This is a genomic window from Parabacteroides sp. B2-S-102, from assembly GCF_023656665.1.
GTDB lineage: Bacteria > Bacteroidota > Bacteroidia > Bacteroidales > Tannerellaceae > Parabacteroides > Parabacteroides distasonis.
Genome location: NZ_JAMOKM010000004.1, coordinates 332,099 through 356,611 on the forward strand (window position 1 = coordinate 332,099; position 24,513 = coordinate 356,611).

General features: G+C 42.7%; 16 protein-coding genes. 4 read left to right on the forward strand and 12 right to left on the reverse strand.

Annotation, left to right across the window (positions count from 1 at the left end):
* Positions 1 to 16 precede the first annotated feature (16 nt).
* The 7 genes from NBH07_RS08240 to NBH07_RS08270 form a co-directional block, all read right to left on the reverse strand.
* Entirely contained in the window at positions 17 to 1,396 is a 1,380-nt protein-coding gene (locus NBH07_RS08240; protein ID WP_009017994.1) for a sulfatase family protein, read from the reverse strand.
* A 12-nt stretch (positions 1,397 to 1,408) separates the two neighbouring features.
* Positions 1,409 to 2,815 carry a sulfatase family protein gene (locus tag NBH07_RS08245; protein ID WP_009017993.1) on the reverse strand — a complete coding sequence of 469 codons (1,407 nt, stop codon included), beginning with the start codon at positions 2,813 to 2,815 and terminating at the stop codon, positions 1,409 to 1,411.
* A gap of 23 nt (positions 2,816 to 2,838) precedes the next feature.
* Positions 2,839 to 4,398 (reverse strand): RagB/SusD family nutrient uptake outer membrane protein, encoded by a 1,560-nt coding sequence (locus tag NBH07_RS08250; protein WP_009017992.1) that lies wholly within the window; start codon positions 4,396 to 4,398, stop codon positions 2,839 to 2,841.
* A gap of 4 nt (positions 4,399 to 4,402) precedes the next feature.
* Positions 4,403 to 7,780 (reverse strand): TonB-dependent receptor, encoded by a 3,378-nt coding sequence (locus NBH07_RS08255; RefSeq protein WP_009017991.1) that lies wholly within the window; start codon positions 7,778 to 7,780, stop codon positions 4,403 to 4,405.
* A 213-nt stretch (positions 7,781 to 7,993) separates the two neighbouring features.
* Positions 7,994 to 8,983, reverse strand: coding sequence for a FecR family protein (locus NBH07_RS08260; protein ID WP_039848874.1), 990 nt, complete (start codon positions 8,981 to 8,983; stop codon positions 7,994 to 7,996).
* A gap of 35 nt (positions 8,984 to 9,018) precedes the next feature.
* Entirely contained in the window at positions 9,019 to 9,612 is a 594-nt protein-coding gene (locus NBH07_RS08265) for an RNA polymerase sigma factor (RefSeq protein WP_005854082.1), read from the reverse strand.
* Between the two features lie 9 nt (positions 9,613 to 9,621).
* The gene (locus NBH07_RS08270) at positions 9,622 to 10,266 is read right to left on the reverse strand and encodes an HD domain-containing protein (RefSeq protein WP_009017989.1); all 645 of its coding nucleotides are present in this window, start codon (positions 10,264 to 10,266) and stop codon (positions 9,622 to 9,624) included.
* A 228-nt stretch (positions 10,267 to 10,494) separates the two neighbouring features.
* Here NBH07_RS08270 and NBH07_RS08275 point away from each other — a divergent pair, with 228 nt between their 5' ends.
* A complete protein-coding gene (locus NBH07_RS08275; RefSeq protein WP_005854078.1) occupies positions 10,495 to 11,634 on the forward strand; it encodes an AAA family ATPase in 1,140 nt (379 codons plus the stop codon).
* 253 nt (positions 11,635 to 11,887) lie between these two features.
* Here NBH07_RS08275 and NBH07_RS08280 read toward each other — a convergent pair whose 3' ends face one another.
* Positions 11,888 to 12,649, reverse strand: coding sequence for a LytR/AlgR family response regulator transcription factor (locus NBH07_RS08280; RefSeq protein WP_008773721.1), 762 nt, complete (start codon positions 12,647 to 12,649; stop codon positions 11,888 to 11,890).
* Positions 12,650 to 12,871: 222 nt separating this feature from the next.
* Here NBH07_RS08280 and NBH07_RS08285 point away from each other — a divergent pair, with 222 nt between their 5' ends.
* A complete protein-coding gene (locus NBH07_RS08285; protein WP_011966822.1) occupies positions 12,872 to 13,873 on the forward strand; it encodes an alpha/beta hydrolase in 1,002 nt (333 codons plus the stop codon).
* 59 nt (positions 13,874 to 13,932) lie between these two features.
* Positions 13,933 to 15,420 carry a capsule assembly Wzi family protein gene (locus NBH07_RS08290; protein WP_156682534.1) on the forward strand — a complete coding sequence of 496 codons (1,488 nt, stop codon included), beginning with the start codon at positions 13,933 to 13,935 and terminating at the stop codon, positions 15,418 to 15,420.
* Between the two features lie 9 nt (positions 15,421 to 15,429).
* Here the strand turns inward: NBH07_RS08290 and NBH07_RS08295 are convergent, their stop codons facing one another.
* A complete protein-coding gene (locus NBH07_RS08295; protein WP_005854069.1) occupies positions 15,430 to 16,167 on the reverse strand; it encodes a lysophospholipid acyltransferase family protein in 738 nt (245 codons plus the stop codon).
* 137 nt (positions 16,168 to 16,304) lie between these two features.
* Here NBH07_RS08295 and NBH07_RS08300 point away from each other — a divergent pair, with 137 nt between their 5' ends.
* Positions 16,305 to 16,475 (forward strand): hypothetical protein, encoded by a 171-nt coding sequence (locus NBH07_RS08300; protein ID WP_005854067.1) that lies wholly within the window; start codon positions 16,305 to 16,307, stop codon positions 16,473 to 16,475.
* A gap of 104 nt (positions 16,476 to 16,579) precedes the next feature.
* On the opposite strand, the gene NBH07_RS08305 is transcribed toward NBH07_RS08300, so the two are convergent.
* From NBH07_RS08305 to NBH07_RS08315, 3 genes are all read right to left on the reverse strand, one after another.
* The gene (locus NBH07_RS08305) at positions 16,580 to 19,339 is read right to left on the reverse strand and encodes a GH92 family glycosyl hydrolase (protein ID WP_156682535.1); all 2,760 of its coding nucleotides are present in this window, start codon (positions 19,337 to 19,339) and stop codon (positions 16,580 to 16,582) included.
* Between the two features lie 71 nt (positions 19,340 to 19,410).
* On the reverse strand, positions 19,411 to 21,045 hold the full coding sequence (locus NBH07_RS08310) for a RagB/SusD family nutrient uptake outer membrane protein (RefSeq protein WP_087342423.1): 1,635 nt from the start codon (positions 21,043 to 21,045) through the stop codon (positions 19,411 to 19,413).
* An 18-nt stretch (positions 21,046 to 21,063) separates the two neighbouring features.
* Entirely contained in the window at positions 21,064 to 24,513 is a 3,450-nt protein-coding gene (locus NBH07_RS08315; RefSeq protein WP_121772210.1) for a TonB-dependent receptor, read from the reverse strand.

Below are 24,513 nucleotides of genomic sequence, written 5' to 3' on the forward strand. Positions count from 1 at the left end.
TGTTTTTAATTTCCCATTACATCATATCACATACGGAAGGTTTGATCTTCATTCCTTTCTTATGTTTCTCACCGGCCTCGATCAGTAATTTCACGATCTCCGGATGCTTCTCCGCCTGATTGAACCTCTCCGAGATATCTGTCTCCACGTTATACAACAAGGGTTCTGCCGGAGTCTCGATCTTACAGGTTCGCAGATATTGGTCCTTGATCGTCTTAAAATAATACTTCCACTCCCCTTTACGGATCGCCATCAACTCGCTTCCCCACCAATAATAAACCTCATCACGGGCGGAATGCTTTTCCTCAAACAATAATCCGGTTTGATTCACGCCATCCAATACAAGATCTTTCGGTTGCTCGATACCCGCCATCGAGAGGAAAGTCGGATATAAATCCATCGAGGTCATAATCTCATCGTTGATCGCCGGATTGATTTTTCCCGGCATCCAACAAATGGCCGGAACCCGGAAGCCACCTTCCCACCAAGTACCCTTGCCATCCTTCAACGGACCTGCGGAACCACCATTCTCATGCTCCGTCAGCCAAGGGCCGTTATCGCTGGTAAAAATAACAAACGTATTCTCGTCCAAGCCATTTTCACGCAGAGCCTTCAACACCTCCCCAACGCTCCAGTCTATTTCCTCAACCACATCTCCGTACAGGCCTCGTTTGCTCGTTCCCTCGAAACGGGCATTCGTGTACAATGGGATATGCGGGAAGGTATGAGCGAAATAAAGGAAGAAAGGTTCCTTTGAATGATCCTTGATGAACGATACCGCTTTCTCCGTATAGCGACGGGTTAATTCTCCCTGATCCGGTTCCGATTCGATTTCCTTACCATCCAATATCAATGGAGTCGGTGGAAAATTCCGGGCATGCGCGCCTTTATTCTGAACGGGGCTCATATCATTGGAATAAGGTATGCCGAAATAGGTATCAAAACCATGATCCGTCGGTAAATAGGGAGAGAACGCTCCTAAATGCCATTTGCCTACACAGCCGGTCGCATACCCGCTTTGTTGTAAAACCTTGGCGATCGTGACCTCATCTTGTCCTAACCCAGCCTTTGAGTTAGGGAAAAGTACGGCTACCCGATCTCCATATAATCCATTTCGAACCGGCAAACGTCCGGTCATTAACGCGGCCCGACTTGGCGTAGAAACTCCGGCCCCCACATAAAACTGGGTCAGCTTCATTCCTTCACAAGCCATACGGTCTATATTCGGTGTGCGGATCGTGGGATTCCCATAGCAACTCAAATCCCCATATCCCATATCGTCACAGAATATGATTACAAAATTAGGCTTATTGGCCGCATCCGAGGCAGCGTTCAAGCTCAAGCTGTTCGATAATACCGCCGCTGTTAAAACAGACAATGATTTCAGTGTTTTCATATACGTATCTTTTTATTTAAGTAAACGGGGAAAAGGTTCATCTATGATACCGGCAGGACGCTGGTTCCGGCCTTCATATCCCCAATCTCCCATATCACTACGAACCTGTTCGATCCATTGATTCATCTTCGTTACTACTTCGGGATGTTTATCGATGACATTGGTTGTTTCCGACAAATCATTCGCCAAATTATATAAACGAGCTTCACCGACTTCCGTATCCGGGAAGTGAGGGCCTTTGATACGTTCCTTCAAAGGTAAATGATACTTCCAGTTTCCCCAACGTACCGCTTGTAATTGTTGTTTCTGGTAATAATAGAAAGTCTCCGTGGGCGATGCCATCGATTCTCCCTCCAAGATTCCAGACACATTATGCCCATCTATCACCCGGTCGGAAGGAACCGCATAACCGCAATAATGCGCCAATGTCGGTAAGAAATCCATCGAAGTCACCAGATTATCAGTCTCCTGTCCCGCCGGTATTTTAGCGGGCCATCTCATTATACAAGGCACCCTGAATCCACCTTCATACGTCGTACCCTTTTGGCCTCTCAACGGACGGTTCGTACCGCCGAAGTGTTCATCCGCACCATTATCGGAAGTAAAGATAACCAAGGTATTTTGATCCAATCCTTCCTCCTTTAAAGTCTCAAGCAAGACTCCCATCGACCAATCCAATTCCTCGGTCGCATCCCCATAGAGTCCGTTCTGAGACTTTCCCTTGAAAGCGAGAGAAGCCGCTAACGGATTATGAGTCATATTATGGCACAAATAAATAAAGAACGGAGATTCCTTATGAGACTTTATAAACTCCACAGTCTTATTAGTATAACGAATCGTCAAGGAATCATGACCGACTGGAGCCACTATTACCTCCTCCTGTTCCATCAAGGGTAACGGACAATACGGACGATCCATATCGTTACTATAAGGAATACCATAATAATAGTCGAAACCCTGCCGGGTAGGAAGAAATGGCAATTGATCCCCTAGATGCCATTTCCCGATACAAGCCGTCGCATACCCCTGCTCCTTCATCAACTCGGCGATCGTTATCTCACCGGGATTCAAGCCTTTATGCGAAGCTGGAAATAGCACTTGCCTCCCTTTGGACATCAAAGGTGTAGGGTCCGCATTTACATGCATGGAGACTCGCCTTGGATAACACCCTGTCAATAAAGCCGATCTGGAAGGTGTGCTCACGCTCGAACCCACATAAAAATCGGTCAGTCGTATTCCCTCTTTAGCCATCTGGTCGATATGGGGAGTACGATGCTTCGTACTCCCGTAACAACCTAAATCCCCATATCCGAAATCATCGATAAATACGATGATCACATTTGGCCTTTCCGCCGCTTGAGTAGCCACGGCCGCTCCGGAAAGGGCTAATACCGGTATCAATTTAGATATAAATTTCATTTCATCCTTCTTTTAGTTGAACATTACCAACCCGGGTTCTGATCCAAATTCGGATTCAAAGAGCGCTCGCTATCAGGAATAGGCAGTAAATCGTAATATTCCAGATATCCATTCGGGAACTTCGTCTCGATCACGCTTCCTTCATGATCTTTTATAATCATAGGATAAAGCGTCTTCCCGATTTTCCAACGTTTCACGTCTGACCAATAACGGCCTTCCAACGCTAACTCAATCCGTCTCTCATGTCTTACTTTCTCACGAGCCTCCTCACGGCTCATAGATGTCGGCAGCAAAGAGATCTTAACGTCATCCCTTTCCGTACGGATCCGGTTGAGGATAGCGATCGCATCCGCTACATTTCCATTCGTCTCAATAATCGCCTCCGCTTTTGACAATAAGACATCCGCATATCTCAGTATGATATCATTGATATAAGACTGCCCGGAAGGAGGAAGCTTTGACTCATCCTGAATCCGATATTTACGGGTACTTAAATGTTTCAACCGATTACCGGCATGATTAAACGCACCTCCCGGATACAGGTAATTAGGGAAACGATAGCCCAAGAAATAAGAACCCGGAAGTACAGCCGTGAAACCTAAACGAGGATCCCGGTTCTCATAAGGATTCTCGGGATCTACAGGAGAGCCATCGATCGTCTCATAAGCCGCAACCAAATCATCCGTAGGGACATAACGGCTTCCACGGGTCCAACTTCCGGTACCCGTTCCGCAATACTGGTCAATATAGGAACCTTGCGAATTCTCGCCTTCAATATATTGGATATCAAACAATACTTCCTTATTGTTCTCATTAGCCGGATCAAACAAACCCTCATAACTATGGAATAGACCATATTTCTTCAACGCATCAATTTGCTCGACACAAGACAGAACCTCCTTGTATTTACCTTGGTATAAGTAGGCTCGCATTTTCATACCTAAAGCCGCCCCCTTGGTAGCACGCCCCGGCTCAGGAGCATCCACTCCCAGATTGGTGATCGCAACCTCATAATCATCCAGCGCTTGTTGCCAAGTCTCCTCCAAACTCGCCCGCTTCAAGCTACGAGCTTCTTCCGTGGAAATGTTCGTCAATATAATAGGTACCCCACCATAGGTTTCCGCTAGCACAGAATAAGCCAGCCCCCGTAGAAAATGAGTCTCACCTGAATATTTGGCTTTCGCTTCTTCCGATAAATCCACTAAATCCATACAGGCCAACAAATAGTTTGCCCGGGAGATTATCTCATAACATCTTTTCCAACGATACGTTACGACTCCTCCGTCACTAGAGCTCAATCGCCCGGCACCCAACTTATTAAAAACCTCATCCGTTCCCCAGTTAAATGCGTTAGGGGTAGCTCCATCCGTTATGCCAAAGCCAAACAAGCCTTGATTATAAACCTCTTTTTCCCTCAATTGAGCATAGACACCATTTAAAAGGAGTTTGATATCCGATTCATTTTCCGGGAAACTCGCCGAAGTAATCTTATCCTCAGGATACAAATCCAAATAATTCTCCATACATCCCGTGAAAGAGACACATAGTATAATTGATAAGCAATATGCTAATAACTGTTTCATACTTTTAGAAATTAAGATTTATACCAAATGTAAATATTCTCGGAGTCGGGTAATAATTGGTACCCGAATCAAACGTATTTCTTTCCGGATCATATCCTTCATACCCTTTTTTCCACATAATCGTAAACAGGTTCTGGGCATTCGCATATACATACAACCGTTGCATTTTTAGCTTTGAGGTAATCCATTCAGGGAACGCATAACCTAATTGTAAGTTCTTCAATTTCAAGAAATCGATACGATGTACCCAAAATGAGGAGTCATACGTGTCCCATGAAGAGTCAAACCGAAGCATCGGTATATTTGAGTCCGGATTCTCTGGGCTCCACGCATCCCGCCATTTATCAGAAATAGTCAGCCATTCGTATTGCATACGGGTCATGCCGCTCTTCGTAAACGCATTCGCCTGTCCCAAACCTTGGAATAAGATATTTAAGTCAAACCCTTTATAGCGTAAGCCGGCAGTAAGTCCATACGTAATTTTAGGAATCGTATTACCAAGTACTTGTTTATCTTGATAGTCTAATTTTCCATCATTATTAACATCCTCGTATTTCAGATTTCCCATTTCCGGCTTAAGCCCATTGCTATGCATATGTTGAGCGGCTTCTTCGTCCGATTGATAGATGCCAACCGCTTTATAGCCATACAAAGCCTTATACGGATATCCCTCACGAATCAAATAAAGCTGGTCCGGAGAGTTTCCACCTTGAAATTTCGTTACTTTATTATCGATATACGTAAAGTTTAGTCCTACGTTAAATCCAAGGCGATCTCTGCTCGTCTCAAGATTATCATAATTCACGACTAACTCAAAACCATTATTTTTCATCTCGCCCACATTCTCAAACGGTGCGGTCTTATCCCCTAATACGTTTGGTATTGGCAATTGAACGATAATATCGGTTGTTTTTTTATTGAAGTAATCAGCTTCTATATTCAACTTATTACCTAAGAAGCCCAAATCCACGCCAATATCCAAGGAAGAGGTAGTTTCCCAAGTAATATCCTCATCCACCAAAGCGGTTACGGCAGCACCCGGAGCCAATGAGCCTCCATAATTATAACTCAAGTCATAATTTTGGGAGATCACTGTTAAATAAGGCCAATATCCTTCAATGGTTTGATTGCCTAATTGTCCCCACGACGCACGTAGTTTCAAATTAGAAAACAGATTCAGGTTCTTAATAAACGCCTCTTCACTCAAACGCCATCCTGCAGAGAAGCCCGGAAAAACACCCCAGCGATTTCCCCGTTTAAAACGAGAGGAGGCATCGGCACGGAGATTCATCTCAAATAAATATTTATCCGCAAAGGCATAATTCAATCGACCAAAATAAGATGCCATGCGTAGACCTTCAAAATTTCCCTCTCCCTTGATACCTTCCGTTCCCGCATCCACTTGGGTTAATCCTTCTTTGGGTGGGTTGGTTCTTCGGGCAAATACGTTCTTTATACTGTAATTCTCCAATTGGGTACCAAGGATAGCGGCAACATAATGCTTATCCGCAAATCGCTTGCTATAGTTTAATGTCGCTTGGAAATTATTACGCATAGTCGATACTTGCTCTCTACTCAACACAATACCATCACGATTGTAATTTTTCGGTATCGTCTCTATGCCAGAATCCGTATATCCATAAAGGGTCTCATTATATTTATCAACCATTTTCCAATTGCCATTAGAGGCCCATGTTACTTGTAAGTTCAAGTCTTTCGTAAAATCTACGGTAGCGAAAGCATTTACAGCCATATAATCCTTGGATGTTTTAGTCGCCCCGTTCGAAGCGTCTATAACCGGCTGATAAGTCGTATACAATAAAGTACCATCATCCTTAATCGCTTCTACCGAACCGAAACGGCCATCCCGGGTATATGGAGCGATGAAAGGAGCCGCACCTTGTTGCTGTTCGAATACACGGAACAAATCAAAAGGCTCTTGGGAATTCCTACGAGTATAATTCAAACGAGCGCCAACTCTCAACCATGAATTCACTTTATACTCCACATTTGCCCGGATACCGAACCGCTCCGCCTTAGAGTTCATCAAAATACCTTCCTGACTCAAATAGTTCAAAGACAAGAAGGAAGATAGTTTCTCCGATCCACCGCAAATGGATAAATTATGCCCTGTTATTAAAGCATTCCGATAAAGAGAGTCATACCAATCCGTATTCGGGTATTTATAAGTATCTGTTCCATTAGCGAAATTAGAGATCAATGTTTCCGAGAAAAGAGGGTTCTCTCCCCCATTCACCAAAGCTTGATTCGCCATAGTCATATGCTCGGCGCTATTCGTCACTAAATCAAAATGACGTCCGATCTGCTGCATTCCGACGTAAGAGTTCAACTCTACTTGGGTTTTCTCATTATTCTTTCCCATCTTCGTCGTAACCAAAACGACACCGTTAGCGGCCTTTGATCCGTAAATAGCCGCACTAGCCGCATCCTTCAAGACTGTGATACTTTCGATGTCACTCGGATTTACTTGGCTGAATACCCCTTCTACTCCGTCAATAATCACCAACGGGTCCGAATTATTCAATGTACCCCAGCCACGAATTCTCAATTGCGCTCCATCATCTCCCGGCTTACCCGAATTCTGGCTGATCCACACGCCGGAAACCTTTCCGGAAAGTGCTTGAGAAGCATCAGTGATCGGACGGTTCGCCAATTCCTCATCAAATTTGACTGAAGAAACAGAACCTGTCAAATTCACCTTCTTCTGGGTTCCATAACCAACAACCACAACCTCTTCCAAAGCCTGTGTATCCTCCTTTAAACGTACATTCAATGAAGTCTGTCCCGCAATAGCGACAGTTGTTGGCATAAAGCCGATATAAGAAAATTGAAGTGTCGCGTTATCCGATACCTCCAAAATAAATTTACCATCAAAGTCTGTTATCGTACCATTTTGAGTACCTTTCTCCACAACATTCGCTCCAATGATAGGTTCCCCTTTTGAATCGACAACAACACCCGTTATTTTTTTGGCTTGCTGGGTGACCGCATTCGCTATAGGTTTTTCAAATAAGTAGATCTTTCCATTTTTAACTTCATAACTTAATGACGTGCCCTCCGTTATTTTATCCAATACATTTGTCAATTCTGCATTCGTAAAATTAACGCTCACTCTCCGATTCAAATCTACGATTTGTTTGCTATACGCAACACTCAACCCGGTTTGGTGGGTGATGGTAGCTAAAACTTTCTCCACTTTCGCATTGTCCAGCACAATAGAAACCCGCTGAGCCGAGGCGGTAGCCGTGAAACTCAGCAAGGATATGACTAAAAATAGAAAGGTTAACTTCATGGCATTCGGTATTTTCTCAATTAATATTAAAAGGCACCTACGCCGAGGGCTTTCTTGCTTTTCTTTCATATATTTGTATTGATTTTAATAGTTGGTATTAGAAATTTATTTTTAATACGATCGGCAGCCGAAAAGGGTAGGAGCTTTTCGGCTGTTCTTATGTTATCTATTTATGAGGAATCCATACGCATATCTATTTTAAGGTTAACACTCTGTTTCCTGCTCTCCTATCAAATAGACACACGACAAATCTAAAAGGATGAGTCGTTATAGCTAATTTTTTTATTTTTTCATCCGTACTTCTATCTTGCCCCCTTTTTCCTCGAATAGTACAGGCGTGATTTTTTCCAATTCTTTTAATACCGTGGTCAAATTGACGCTATCGGTCGTTATCGTATACGTATATCGCAAAGCGGCAGAATCCTTCACGTCAAAGGATATATCATAAGTTCGAGCCAATGTTTTCATTACGTCCGATAAAGGGGCGCTCTTAAATACGAGCACATTACGTCTCCATGCCGAATACATCTTGACATCGTGGGAACGGAGTACCTCACAACGTCCGGAAGCCTTGTTATAAACCGCTTTTTCTCCCGGGCGTAATTGATAAGATTTGAAGGATCTTGATTTCAACTCGATAGATCCTGTCTCTAAAGCGACGAATATAGCTTCTTCCTCCGGATAGGCTTTCACATCAAAGGTAGTACCCAACACTTTTATATCCATATAAGAAATATCCACGATAAAAGGCCGATTCTTGTTCTTGGCGACCTCGAACCAAGCCTCTCCTTCCAAATAAACCTTACGTTCGGAGAGACCGAATTTTTTCGGATAACGAATACGGCTTCCCGAATTCAAATGGACCTTACTCCCATCTTGAAAAAGCACTTGCATGCGTTCCCCATTAGGTACGTACACCTCGTCATAGCCATCATCCGCCAACAAATCCACTTGTGAGTTTATGCGTATGAAAAGTCCTATAATTAAAGCGATCGGTATAAAGACCGCAGCCGCATACGCTATAAAACGGCGTATTTTTTGTCGGCGGAGTTGCCGCATAATATTCTGATACATTACGGCTGAGGGTATCGGATGGTCGATCCATGCCTCTTCCTCCCCCATATGAATCGTTTTCTCATCCTGATCGATACGCTCAGCAAGCCATGCCTGTCCTTCCGGGGTCTTAAACCAACGAACAACCTCACAAGACTCCTCGGAAGTAGCCTCATTATTTAGCGTTTTCTCTATGATCGATAGATCGGGTATTTTCATATTCATTTTCTTTTATCAATTGACACGCAAAGCCATCAATAGGATGAGTTCCACAAATATAAAAGAAATAAAAATAGTCTCTCGAAATGTGCCCGCAGTATTTTTATCGCTTGCGCATAATGTGTTTTTACCGTGGGGACCGAGATATTCATCTTATCGGCGATTTCTTGATTAGATAGATTCCCTTTCAGCTTATACAGACAGACTTGGCGTTTCTGCTCCGGCAAATGATCGATCGCTTGGTAAAAATGAGACATCATATCTTGTTCCTCTATCTTTATAAGCAGTTCATCCTCATATTCCGGCGCTGATTGTACGATCTCATAATTTTTCTCTACGGCGCTATTATTATTCCGGATCTCATTTAATACGTGATTCTTTAGCATTGTATAGAGATAGTTCCTTAAATTCACGTTCACCATCAGTAGGGAACGTGCCTCCCACAATTTCAGAAAAACTTGCTGTACGGCATCTTCCGAAGAATATGTACTTTTCAAATATTTATAGGCCAACACATACAATAATTTATGATACCGCTCATAAATAACAGTAAACGCATCCTCGCTCCCCTGCCTCAATGAGGTGAGCAGATCTTCATCGCTCCGTATGGATTTCTGAAAAAAAGACATTCGAGAAGACTATATAATATACGATTCGCTATTTAACAGACGTTCCGCTTCCTCCTTCATGACATCCGGCACCTGTGTAACCGCACCTTCACTGATCGATCGGATAAATTCCGGATACTCTTTACGGTAAACATCCAACATCCGGTTCGCAAAAACAAACATCATCGTATATTGGATATTCGCCAGCCGATCACACATTTTTATAAAAGAAGCGAATTTAGTCTGCCGTATTCCTTGATAATACAGGTCATTCGCCCGTTCTCCCCGGTTTCGTCCTTTTTCATTCGTTAAGGCGTATACGATTTCCGGAACTTGGTCTTCCAAGTGCTGTCTCACGCCTTCTGGCAAGACAAAGCCTCCCCCCTTGAACTCTTTCAGGAATTTCACGACATCATTATAGGTCATCCGTGCATCTTCTATCGTATCATGCAGAAAAGCAGAGGCATACAAAATCAGTATATCCGCCTCGGTCTCAGCTACCAGATATCCGTAGCGAGAGACATACGATACCGTCATTTTCAGATGAAATCCATAAGGCAACACATGATCATATTTCTGATTCACATCATCATGTATACGAAAAGCAGCCTTCTCCATACTGCAGATCCAAGGATAATAACGCTTTACTAGAGCGATAAATGATTGTTTTTCCATTCTTTCTATACTAAAGATTAATCTTTACGCATGGCAATAATACACAGTTCCGAAATCGCTGTTTCCGAAACGGCGGTTTCTACAATGCGAAGATATATAAATAATCGAATTAAATCACTCTATATCAAATTATTTAATACGGACTCCCACACGTGCAAGTGAAACATACCGTTTCCTTTCTTTATTATGGATATAATTATTATATTTGCAATAAAATGTATTTATATTATGGAGACAATCGCAATGATGAATCCTTTTGTCGTGGGTAGATATGTATCAGACAAATATTTTTGTGACCGTGAGGGAGAGACAAGCTTCTTGATTAAACAGATTGAGAACGGACGTAATGTCGCATTGATTTCTCCACGCCGTTTGGGTAAGACCGGATTGATCCAACATCTTTTTCATCAAGAATCGATAGAAAAAAATTATCATGCGTTCTTTGTGGATATTTATGCCACTACTTCATTAACAGAGTTCGTATATCTATTAGGAAAAGCCATCTATGACGAATTGAAGCCAAAGAAAACGGTTTGGACGGAACGGTTCTTTCAAATCATAACCTCATTGCGTGCGGGTTTTAAACTGGATATGGTAACCGGAGAACCTTGTTTTGATATTGGGCTAGGAGACATTCAAGCACCACAAACAACACTTGATGAGATCTTCGCTTATCTAGAGACCGCAGATAAACCATGTATCGTGGCGATCGATGAGTTCCAACAAATTGGCGGCTATGAGGAGAAAAATGTAGAAGCGTTGTTGCGAACCAAGATTCAACAATGCAAGCAGACTATGTTTATCTTCTCCGGCAGTAAACGCCATTTGATGAGTAATATGTTTAATTCCTCTTCCAAGCCTTTTTATCAAAGCGCTATTAGTATAGGACTTAAGCCAATACCCATTCATATCTATGTGGAGTTCGCCAACCGGCTTTTTGAGCAAAGGGGAAAGCTTATCGACAAATCCGTAATAGAAGAAGTTTATCGGATGTTCGATGGCTATACTTGGTTTGTGCAAATGATAATGAACGAACTTTTCGCATTGACCGAAGAGGGTGAGCGTTGTAGTATGGATAAGATAGAAATAGCCCGCAAGAATGTGATTCTAACACAAGAAAGTAGTTACAAGGATCTACTTGCCAATCTTGCTCCCAAACAAAAACTTGTTTTACAAGCTATCGCCAAAGAGGGCAGAGCAGAAGGTCTCACGTCATCAGCATTTATCAAAAAATACAAGCTACCCTCAGCCAGTTCTGTACAATCTGCGGTCAAACCTCTGTTGAAAAATGATTTGATAACACAGGAAGATGGCTTTTATAGGGTATATGACTACTTTTTCGCGGATTGGATGGCTAGAATATATTGACTCTCTTGTATGTAAATGTCAGAAAATAAGCAAATCTTAGTAGGCACTATCCGTTACTGAAGTAAATAATTTACGACTTGAAATGTAAATTCCTTATGCGGTGAAAATGAATTATTTAGACAACATACTTAATCGCTTGCAAAAGGCTTCTCAAGTGATTAGTTATTCACTTCCCAAGCCGTTAGTTATTCACTTCAGAAGCCTATTACACCCTGCAAAACAGATAAAATTAGGGAGAAAAGAAGAGGAACCATCAAATAATATCCAGCCGTTCTCTCAGTTGTTTAAAATAGCGATGCGAGGCGATCCTCTCCTCCTCTTGGAAGGGGGGATAGAACTCGCATCGTAAGGTCTTATTCTCGATGAACATCAAATAAGTCAAGTTCACAATGCAATCTTGGCTTATTTGAACAAACGTATTATTGATAGACAACAAATCTTTCGCTGTCGTGCTCATTTTTAGTTTATGAGTAGTACGGGAAGTCAAGACAATCTGCCAGCAACGCTGATCTCCCAAGAACTGAAACAGGAATATCTCCTCACAACGGACTAGCAAAAGACCCGAAACGGTTTGGATCGCAAATCGACTATCCCGATTCAATATTTTCCGCAAAGATCTCTCCATGCAGGCAACATCCGCAGGTTCTGTCGTATGAAAACGTTCGATGAGTGCCGCTAACTCATCAATTAAATAAGGTTTTAACAAATAATCAAACGCAGAGGCACGTAGGGCATCCAATATATATTTATCGTATACCGTATAGAAAACGACTCTCAAGTTCGGAAGAATATCATCCCGTATATCATCCAGCAAATCAAAGCCAGACATGTCCGGAAGTTCCACATCCAAAAACACCAAATCCGGTTGATACTTAAGGATATGCCTCTTGCCCAATTCCGCCGTTGTCGCTGTATCTAATATCCTTACCTCCGAGAAGGCCAATAGATCGTTTTGCAATTTCTGGATCGATCCAAGGTCATCATCTATGATTATTACTGTTATTTCCGGTTCCATACACGCTTCCATTTTCCAACAAAGTAAAATATTTATTGTTAAGATAAAAAATTAACGGCTTACCATAAATAGTGCTTTTTACGTATAAGTTGCAATATTCACGTTTATCCTATCGTTTTTCATGCTTATCTGTCATTTTTTATTTTATGATCTTGGTTAATTACCATTGATTGATAAACCCTATCTTTGCAAATACAGTTATAAAATAGAAACAATATATTTATGTCTCGAAAAATAAATCTTATTATATTCCTCTGTTTCATTTTATGCGAGGTATATGCCCAATACGTACCCGATGTATTGGGAGATGGTTATTTACGCCGTACCTTCCAGATGCCGGATGATTATGAGGGGAAGGTAGTTTGCACACTGGTCAAGAAACCTCAACTGGATAGCGTAAAACAGGCCGTGCTGTATATCCATGGCTATAATGACTATTTTTTCCAGAAACAATTAGGGGATAGCGTAAACGCTCACGGATATAATTTCTATGCGATGGACTTGCGGAAATACGGACGTTCGATATTACCCAATCAAAACCCGTTCTTTTGCAAGAGCCTAAAAGAGTATTTCGCTGATATCGATACCGCTTTAGCCACCATCCGGTCCGAAGGTAATGAACGGATATTATTAATGGCGCATTCTACGGGCGGGTTGATCACACCTTATTATTTGAATAGCAAGAAAGGGGAGTTACCGATAGACGGGCTTATCTTGAACAGCCCTTTTCTGGATTGGAATTTCGGATGGTTTATGGAGAAAGTCGTACTGCCAACCGTTGCGTTTGTCGGGAGGCTATTTCCGAATCTTACCGTACAAGGTTTGGGTGATCCGAATTACGCTTATAGCCTGCTTAAGCAGTATAAAGGAGAATGGGAATTTGATACGAACTGGAAAATGATATTCGGGCATCCGAAAAAAGCCGGATGGATCAAAGCCATACAAGAAGCGCAACAGACGGTACAAAAAGGGTTAAAACTGGATTGTCCGATACTAGTGATGTCTTCCAACAAATCTTTTCCGGAAACAGAGACATGGCATGAGGAATACATGACCTCCGACATCGTCTTGGATGTTCAAGACATTCAAAAATACGGGGAGAAACTAGGAGACAAAGTCACGAGAGATACCATTCCAAACGGCATCCACGATCTGATCCTATCTCAAAAGCCCTATCGGAACGATGCCTATCAAACTATATTCGAGTGGTTAAAGAAACAATAATGGTTGCACCAAACATATAAATCCTTACCTTTGCGCCCAGACAAAACATTTATATATACATGAAATCAGTGCGATCAATTTTTATAGGTCTGACTTGTCTGGGGATGGCAACGGCTAGTTTCGCTCAAGAAGAAGAGACAACTCCGGAAGCGACTACCTACAAGGCCGAAATATTCGGATCGGTAGCTAGTGGCGACAATGCCCCTTTCTGGATGGTTAGCAATCGATACGGAATTGTTCCTTTGGAAGCGAATAACGGATATTTGAATGCGGGAGTATTCCATAATCAAACTTTTGGCAAAGGTTTTCGCTGGGGAGCCGGATTAGACGTAGTGGCCGCAGTTCCTCGTCATCGCAATTTCTTTATCCAACAAATATATGCCGAGTTAGGTTACAAATGCTTGCTGTTGAGTGTAGGAAGCAAGGAACGCTATAATTCACTTTGGGATCGTTGGCTTAGCTCGGGCGATATCGTGCAATCCGCCAATGCCCGCCCGATTCCGGAAGTGAACATCAGTATTCCGGAATTTACCGTCGTTCCTTTAACGAAAGGCTGGATGCAAGTCAAAGGAGACTTTGCCGTCGGTCGTTCTTTCGACAAGGATTATCTGGCTAACTTCACAAACAATAAGCAGACTTATGTAGATAACGTTTTATGGCATCATAAATCATTATTTGTACAGATTAAGGATACACGCAATGACTTCCCGTTATCCGGTGTAATCGGAGTACAGCATTGGGCACAATGGGGAGGAACCTCAACCAATCCTAAGATCGGAAAGCAGCCTCAATCCATCAAGGACCTTATCCGGGTTATTTGCGGCAGCGAAGGGGGTGGCGACGCAACAGTCTCCGATCAAATCAACGTACTGGGTAATCATTATGGCTCTTACGATTTCAAATTGGCTTTTACACAACCTAACTGGCAAGTATCCGCCTATTACCAACATTTCTTCGAGGATAAATCCGGTATGATATTCGTAAACAATACCGACGGATTATGGGGAGGACAATTGGATTTACCAAAATTCCCGTGGTTGCGTAAGGTGGTCGTGGAGTATCTGGTTACAAGAGACCAAAGCGGACAGTTCCACTTCATCGATTTTGATCACGACCTACATCCCGGCGTAGGTGGCGGTGGTGATGATTATTATAACAACGGAGAATACACTACCGGAGCCTCTTATTTTAACCGGGCGATAGGTTCTCCTCTGGTCCCAAGTCCGGAGTATAACGAGAACGGTTCATTAGGATTCAAGAACAACCGTGTTCGTGACTGGCATTTCGGTGCGGAAGGCGCTATCTCCTCACAAGTATCTTATCGGGTATTAGTCACCGTGATGAATAGTTGGGGTAGACATGCCACCCCTTTCCTTAGCAAGAAAAGAGGAGCTTCCGGACTTTTAGATATCTCTTATCAACATCCCCGTTTATCGGGATGGGAATTTACAGGGTCTTTGGCAGCTGATGCCGGTTCCATGTTCGGCGATAACTTCGGATTCAGCCTGAAAGTAGCGAAACGTGGCATCTTGAAAAGCTGGAAATAATAACCTAAATTATTTATATTCTTCCCACAAGGCAGATGCTATGATTTCTTGAGTCTGATCAGCGAACGCTTGCATTCCTTTGTGGGAAGTGTCTATATTCTCGGTAGAAACCGCCGGATGGATCACCATCTCCATCCGATGACGATGGACATTCAACGACCCGATCGGCAAGACATCAAACGGCCCGTTTAAGGTGATCGGAATAATAGGCAAATGCTGATCTAGCGCCATTTGATAAGCCCCTTTCTTGAAACGGATCATTTTCCCGTCATACGTACGCGAACCTTCCGGAAAAACAACCACGGAAGCCCCGTTTCGAAGACAACGCTCCGCCTCCAAAACACTACGAGCGGCGGCCTTCGGCGTAGAATTATCGACAAAGATAAAACCGGCGGCACGGCAAGCGGCCCCGACAAACGGAATCTTAGCGATACCCGCCTTCATCACCCACTTAATGGGAACGCCTAAGAAACCATATATCAAGAAAATATCAAACGCGCCTTGATGATTAGCTACGAAAACATACGATTGTTTCCGGTCTATATGCTCACGCCCTTTTACCGTCACCGGACAAAGCGCCAGATAGCAAGTCAATCGAGACCAGATCATACCCGGATAATAAGCGAAGATTTTCTCTCCCCCCAATAGACAACCGATGATAACCGTCACAGCCGTAAGTATAGTCAGTACCAGAAATACAGGTACAAAAAACAGCCACAAATAAACTATGTAAAGTATTCTTCCCATACGTAACTATATTATAACACAAATATAGAAGCTAATTTCAATCGTTTCATTATTTTTCTCCGAAAATATTTTCACGATCGGGTTATTATTGCTTTATTTGCGGTAGAAAAGAAAATAATTATAAAATATCTATAACCATGAATGAGTTAATTAAAAATCTAGGAGTGATCGTACTCATTATTGGTGCGGCAGTTTTGGCTGTACCGTTTTTTACCGGTGGTATGACAAATAGTATTCTACTTACAGGTCTGGGATTGGTTCTCCTTGGCTATTTTGGTCATATCGTAATCAACAAACGAGTAGAATAATACACGCTACTTAGATTTAAAAGGAAATGAAAAAGGATGTGCCTCATTGTTTCGCACATCCTTTTTTTGAATCATCATGCAAATTGAGAGATATGCCCAAATCGTTATTGAGTTCCCCATTCCTTGTTTGGTTTATCGCTAAGCCATAATTCCAAAAGGCCACCTTGCTCAAATACGGTATGCGGCAATTGATATTTATGATACATCTCTCCGTTCAAAGAAGCTTTCTGGATATAACAATTCTCAGGGGAGTTATCATGTACTTTAATCTTAAACTCGTTCCCTTTATAATACCGAGAATCCAATCGAATCGTAATCTCATTGAAAACAGGGCTTGTAATATCATACATCGGATTATAGGCAGAGCCTCCATCCAAACTGAATAATCCCATAGCCATCAGTGCACTTATTCCAGCCATCTGTCCTTGATCTTCATCATTTTCGCCGTAGCCTCGCTCTGGCGTAATATCACCATAGGTCTGTTTAGCGACCTGACGCACCCAATATTGAGTCAGCCAAGGCTTTCCTACATGTGAGAAAACGTGCGCATTCGAGCAACCGGGTTGATTGGCATAACTAACATAACTAGACAGGAATCTTGCATTTTTCGACATCTCAAACACATAATTCAATTGAGTAGCTAAGCTGTCATTACCTCCCATCAAACGAGCCAATGTTTCAATGTCATGAGATAATCCAAAAGTAGCCTGCCAAGCATTGGCTTGTACAAACCCACGCTCGGACAAAGGATCCAAATGGACCCACTCTCCTGTTTCTTTTCTAGGCATCATCAACCTCAAATCCGGATGCCAAGACGCAGGCCAGCCCAAGGAACGATTTCTATAATAATTATAATCCTTGAGTTTTCCCATAGCTTTCGCCATTTCTCCCAAAGCCCAATCCTCAAAGGCCCATTGAATAGTCAAGCCTGCCTCTTCTGGGCAATATCCGTGTTTAATATAGAACTCCAACTCTTTATCCATATCAAAGGCAAGCATACCACCTTTCTCATGATTCCTTTTCATAGCCGCATATCCCTCCTTGGGCGACCATTTATGAAACACCCCCCGCTGATAAGCGGAAGTAATCAAGGAGGTAGCCGGACAGCCCGTCATAATATAAGTATAAGACCCTATGGACGGCCCACGAGGTAATAGACCTCCATTCTTGTCATATTCGATAAAAGAAGCGGAAAACTCGTCTAAAACAGAAGGATACGCCAGTCCCCACAACGTGTTTAAATTCCACTGTGTCAACCATAGAGCATCTGAATTATACATATGAAACCTTGATTTTCCTGTTTTATCTTTAGGCAAAGTCCGTACTTGGAATTTAGGAGCAATCGTATGTATCCTTGTTTGTTTTCCAATACGTTCTCCTCCGGACAAATAATCCGGATACTCGCCATTGCTATCATCTATCTTATGGCGCCCCAACAATATGTGCCACAAATCGGTATAAAACTTGGTCTTTTGCTGAAAAGAACCACCTTGCACATCAATTTTTCCCAACCACTCATTCCAAATACGCTCGGACGCACTCTTAACTTGATCAAAATCCCAATGTTTACATTCCCGCTCTATATTCTCACGGGCGTTTTCCTCACTCACATAAGAGATAGCGGTCTTCAACAACAGCTCATCACCAGCCTTAAAAGATCCAAAACAAGCTTCTACGCCAGAAGAAGGAGATTGTTTAAAAGAGGACTTAGGCACGGTAATTAATTCGGAAGAACCCGTAAAATGTCCAACTCCCATTTCCTTCTTATCGCCCACCCAACCATTCAATGCCTCGATTGGCTTATTGAATTGAACGACAAAATACACTTTCGCAACATCCACACCGCCCCATACACGACCGGCTGTATCAAAATATCCGGAGATCTCCGTATCACTCACTTTAGTCACATGAGCATTCAACAAAGTAGAAGTAGCGATATGACCTCCCAAGTTCACCAAGACCTTCGCCAAACCATCTTCCGCATACGTAAGACGATAAAGCCCCACTCGATCCGTAACGGTCTGTTCCACCCATATCTTGTAGGAATCCAAAAATAAACGATGATAGCCGGGTTGAACGATCTCACCCTCATGGGAGAAAGAAGAACGCCAAGCCTTATCCCCCCCACAGACATCTACCTCGTCTTTTACTGGCATCAGAGACAAGCCAGAAATCATCCAATTATGAATTTGCGGAAAACCTAATACCGTTGTAGAGTTATAATTATAACCTCCTCCTCCCTGATTGATATTACGGGTTAACGGAGCGGAACTGATCATTCCAAAAGGCAAGCTTCCTGTAACAAAGAAAAAATACCGCCCCTTAGCCGTCTCGATATACGGATTAACCCATGAGACATAATCTGTATAAGATTCCGGTGCGGGATAAACCTCTATCTCAGACAAACCTAAATCTCGTCCTTCCCCATCTGTCGCCTGAAAACGAAGCCATTCTATTTTTTTAGTCTCAAACGTCACCACTTTCGGTGCTCCATCATTAGGAATCTGGTTGACCGTGATTGAGCTTCCATCGCTAAAGAACAACGTACCGGCCGCCGTATGGCTGTCCTTATCTACCCGATCATATAATATGACTTGATTCGTATAAATAGGCTCTTCCCAATCCAATTGAATCCAAGGATAGGGATACACCCGCCCCCGGAAGTCCAACTTTGTTTTAGCGACCCACTCTCCTTTTCCTGCAATACGAATCACCTGATCCACTACATTCTCACAACCTTGTTCCTGCGTTAACGCAGAAGAGCAAGAGACTTTCGCCAAAGAAGCGATATTATGGGGAGTCGCAGATAGCTCACAGCAAACAACCCAACTCAACAGATATAAAAGAAATCTCAATTGTTTCATCTCCATACAAAAATAATAAAAAAGGCAGCCCCAAACGGGCGCTGCCTTTTCTTTCAACCATTCATAAAACTTTAATAACCCGGATTCTGTTTCATTACTTCAGCGCCACAAATATCTATAACAGATTGAGGTATCGGAAAATACTCATGCTTTCCTTTTACAAAGCGGGCATTCTGCAAGTGGGAACGGAATGTTTTTTCTTTCTCAAAATACACATTGAGAACCTCATCCGCAATACCCCAACGCACTAAATCAAAGAAGCGGATACCCTCATGAGCCATCTCTAAACGTCTTTCCATACGCAATGCTTGCACAGCCTCATTTTTCGACTTAAATGGCTCGGTATAAATCTCCACCTTATAATTAGCGGCATCTTGCGACTGATCATCCCACAGCTTGACATGCTGTGTATTCTTTGCACGCTCTCTAATTTTATTAATATACTTACGTCCAGTCTCCAAATCACCGGTCTCGATAGCGGCCTCAGCTCTCCACAACAGCAAATCCGCATAACGAATCACGTAAAAATTCAACGCATTCACATATGGCCATATCGGAGAGTAATGGGTAGAGTTCAACGATACCAAACGTTTCTTCGGACTATACGGGCCATATACGCTAGCCTCTCTTGGAGTCCAATCATACACCTGTACATCCATAAACGGAATATTTGGCCGAGCCAAGGTATGATCCAAACGAACATCCACATAGTCGCTTTCCGCTACATCCTTACCATCATTATAAGGCAAGCCGTTTTCATTCGTCTTATAAGCATTTACCAAATTCTGAGTCGGCCGCAAGAATCCATAAGTTGGATAAGGACCTCCCGGCGGTAACAAACGATCGCCATAACTTCCGTTTTGATTACTGGACGCTCCATCGTTAATAGATAACTGAACCGCAAAAATAATTTCTGAGTTGTTATCATTCTCCGGCAAGAACACTTCCCTGAAATCAGGATACAGCGTATATTTCCCGGACTGGATCACCTCATCACAAGCACTTAGGCACTCTTTCCATTTCGACTGATATAAATACACCTTAGCCATATAAGCTTTTGCCGCCATTTTGGTAGGACGTCCATAATCTGATTGGCTTTCTGGCAAGACTTGATAAGCGGCAGAGAATTCCCCCAAAATCTTTTCCCATAGCTGGTCGGACGTAAACTCCATATTCGATTTCGTATGATACTCATTCGGATCAACCACCGTCTCATCAATCCAAGGGATCAAATTATAGATGACTTTCAAGTTGAAATAATAGTGTCCTCTCAAGAAACGCATTTCCGCCAAACGTTGCTCTTTGTTCTTTACCGTACTATTGCTCAACAAACGAATCGCTTGATTACAACGCTTTACACCCTCATAAAGAGCAGCCCAACGAGCCTCAAAATCGATACCCGTCGGATTGGCATTAAAGATTTCCATCAAGTGAATCTGGTTTTGGTCACCGGTACCTCCACCCCCTTTATAGGCATCGTCAGATACGACATCCCCAAACTGCCAATTCGAACAACCGGAGTTGATCGCATCCGAAGCATAATATCCATCCAATACCGCATAAGCACCTATCACGATTCCCTCTATGTTTTCCTCACTTTCTACCTGCTCGGGCATAAATTCCCCTACAGGCTCCTCAGAAAGAAAAGAATCGGCACAAGAGCACATCACTAAAGCCGCAACAACTAAACTAACTATCTTTTTCATCGTACATCAGATTTTCAATTAAAAATTAACATTAACTCCTAAGGTGAATGTCCTTGGCAACGGGTATACGCCACGATCAACACCCATATCCAAATTTCGGTTCTCGGAAGAATAGCTCTGTAAACCCACCTCCGGATCAATACCATTATAGCCCGTTATCGTAAACAGGTTCTGTCCTTGTAAATAAATATAGGTACGTTTCAATTTCAATTTAGATGCGATCCGATCCGGCAAGGTATAACCAATCTTCAAATTCTTCAAACGAACGAAGGAAGCGTTATGAATATAATAAGTAGAAGGCCGGATATTATTATTCGGGTCATCCAATGTTACACGTGGTATATCCGTATTCGTATGATCCGGTCTCCAAGCATCCAGAATCGTAGAGTTTTTATTATACTGAGCTTGATTATAGAACTCACCCAAATAATTTGTCAAATTATAAACCTCGTTACCAAATACCCCTTGGAAGAACGCACTTATATCAAAGTTCTTATAATTGAACCCAAGCGTTAGACCCATACTGCAATCAGGCAGCGGGCTACCTACAAAATCACGATCCTCGCTATTGATTACTCCATCACCGTTCAAGTCCTTAAAGCGGATATCGCCAGGTTTAGCGTTCGGTTGCAACAGCTCGCCCTTATCATTCTTATAGTTTTGGATCTCTGCGTCGTTTTGAAACAAGCCATCTGCCTCATACACGAAGAAAGAGCCGATCGGTTGTCCTACCGCCGAACGAGAGGTCTCTTGGTCAAAGTTTCGTCCATGAAGTTCGCTGCTGGAAAGACCAATATAATCCACGCCATTCAGCTCTGTCATCTTATTCTTGATGATAGAGAAATTATATGCTACAGAGAAGCCAAAATCTTGATTGATCTGTTTCTGATAATTCACCTCCATCTCAAAACCCTTGTTATTCATCTTTCCGACGTTATCCCAAACCGTCATGTTCGTTCCTCCGATCGAAGCTGGTAAGGCTCTACGCCACAACAAATCCTTGGTGTCCTTATTAAAGAAGTCCAATGTCAAATTCAAGTCACCGCTTAAAAAACCTAAGTCCAAGCCAACATTGGTTTGAGTGGTCGTCTCCCACTTCAAATTAGCGTTACCATTACGAGTCTGCACAAATCCTAAATCCACAGAGCTTTGACTTCCATCAATCGGATAATTCGAGGTAGATGAACTACTCTTATAGGAATCGATCGTTGCGTAAGAAGGAACATCTGAGTTACCATTTTGTCCCCAACCGACACGAAGCTTCAAGTTATTGATAGCCTCCACATCAAAGAATGGCTCATTACTGATACGCCATCCCACCGAAGCGGCCGGGAAGTTACCCCACTTATTATTCCCCAAACGGGAAGATCCATCCCGACGCAAAGTGAAAGCGACCAAATAACGATCGTGATAATTGTAATCGATCTTGCCGAAATAAGAGACCATGCTATACTCCGTGGCAGACCCTGAGTTCTTTTGGGTTCCTACATCGCCCGCATCCAAGAAATGGAAGTTAGGATCATCCGAAGGGAAACCATCTCTCGAAGCCGTAAAATACTCATACCGGTTTCTCAACGACTCCATACCCAACAATGCATTGATCGTATGATCGCCAAATGTCTTGGTATAGTTCAAGGTATTCGTGAACACCCAGTTGAAGTTCCATGCATTCCGGTTAGACAAACCACTTAATTTCTCGGAAGCGTTGATCTCATCATATTTAGGGCTAAAAGAACGTCTGTATAGATTATTATAGTCTGCACCAAAAGAAGTCTTGAACATAAATCCGTCAAACAAGTGCAGCTCTGCGTACAAATTACCCACCAAGCGGCTCTTCTTATCCTTGTTATCCTTATTTCTATGCAACTTTCCCATCGGGTTAGGAATATCCGAAAAGACATTTCCCGCATATTCATCCTCCAAGTTCTTCACCGGTGTGATCGACTGGAACTTATAGGCCTCATACAAAGTTCCTCCCAACGCCGCATTATTGGAGACACTAGTACCCCAAGAATGAGAAAGAGAAATATTCTCCCCGATACGAAGATGGTCATCGAACAATTTATACTCGGAATTAAAGCGACCGCTCACACGCTTGAAATCGCTTAACTTCACCAATCCCTGCTGATCATAATACCCCAAAGAAAACAATTGATTGGATTTCTTATCGGCTTTCGTGAAGGAAAGGTTATAGGATTGAACGATAGCGGCACGCAAAATCTCATCTACCCAATCCACGTCATCAGAAGGAATCTTATGATCTTTATCCAGATATTCGGGCACAACCGCTTGATCACCGTTTCCATAAACATCGTGTGAAGGTGTCTTTCCGTCGTTTTTCATCGCTTGCCACAACATATCGCCAAATTGCTGCGCATTCAACATCTTCAATTGTTTAGCCGCTTTTTGTACACCGAAGTACGCATCTAAATTCACATTGAATTGTCCTTCTTTTCCCTTTTTCGTATTAATGATAACAACACCATTGGCGGCACGCGCTCCATAAATAGAAGCAGAGGAAGCATCTTTCAATACTTGCATGGACTCTATATCATTCGGATTCAAGAAATTGATTCCCCCATCCACGGGAATACCGTCAATGATATAAAGAGGGTCATTGTTACGAATCGTACTATAACCACGGATACGGACAGCGACACCACCACCCGGCATATTATCCGGCATCACGTTCACGCCAGATAATTTACCTTGCATCATTTGGTCTACGCTGGATACCGGTGTATCTTTCAAGTCATCGATCTTCAAGACCGAAACCGCACCCGTCAAGTCCTTTTTACGAGAAACGCCATAACCTACCACTACAACCTCGTCCAAGTTTTGCGAATCCTCTTTCAAAGATATCGTCAGATCCGTCTTCGAGCCCGGAGTCAGCTCCATAGACAAATAACCGATATAAGAAACGACCAGTACCGCATTATCAGGTACTTCCAACGTGAAACGACCATCAATATCCGTGATTGTACCAATAGAGGTTCCTTTCACCAAGACATTCGCACCAATGATCGGTTCTTGACTCGGATCCAATACGACACCCTGTACCTTACGGCCTTGTTGCTGTACGACAGGAGCGGACTCCACCTTACGCGACAAAATGATTTGCCTATCCACAATCTTGTATTCGACCCCCATATTGTCGAAAACCTGTGACAAGACCACACTTATATCCTTATTGCTAGCATTCAAACTGATAAGACGGTTCGTGTCTAGGACATGATTGGAATACAAGAAAGAATAACCAGTCTCCTGTTCGATCCGATCAATCGCTTGTTCTACCGTTGCGTTCTTCAGCGACAAGGAAAGTGTCATTCCTTGCGAAGAAGATGTTCCCGCATATAGCTGGAAAGCTGTCAAAAATGTAAATGCCGTACTAAGTTTCAGTATACGGCCCGAATTAGGTAAACACCGCGCAAGATTTCTCTTACGTAAATGAAATGTGCTCATGAGCAT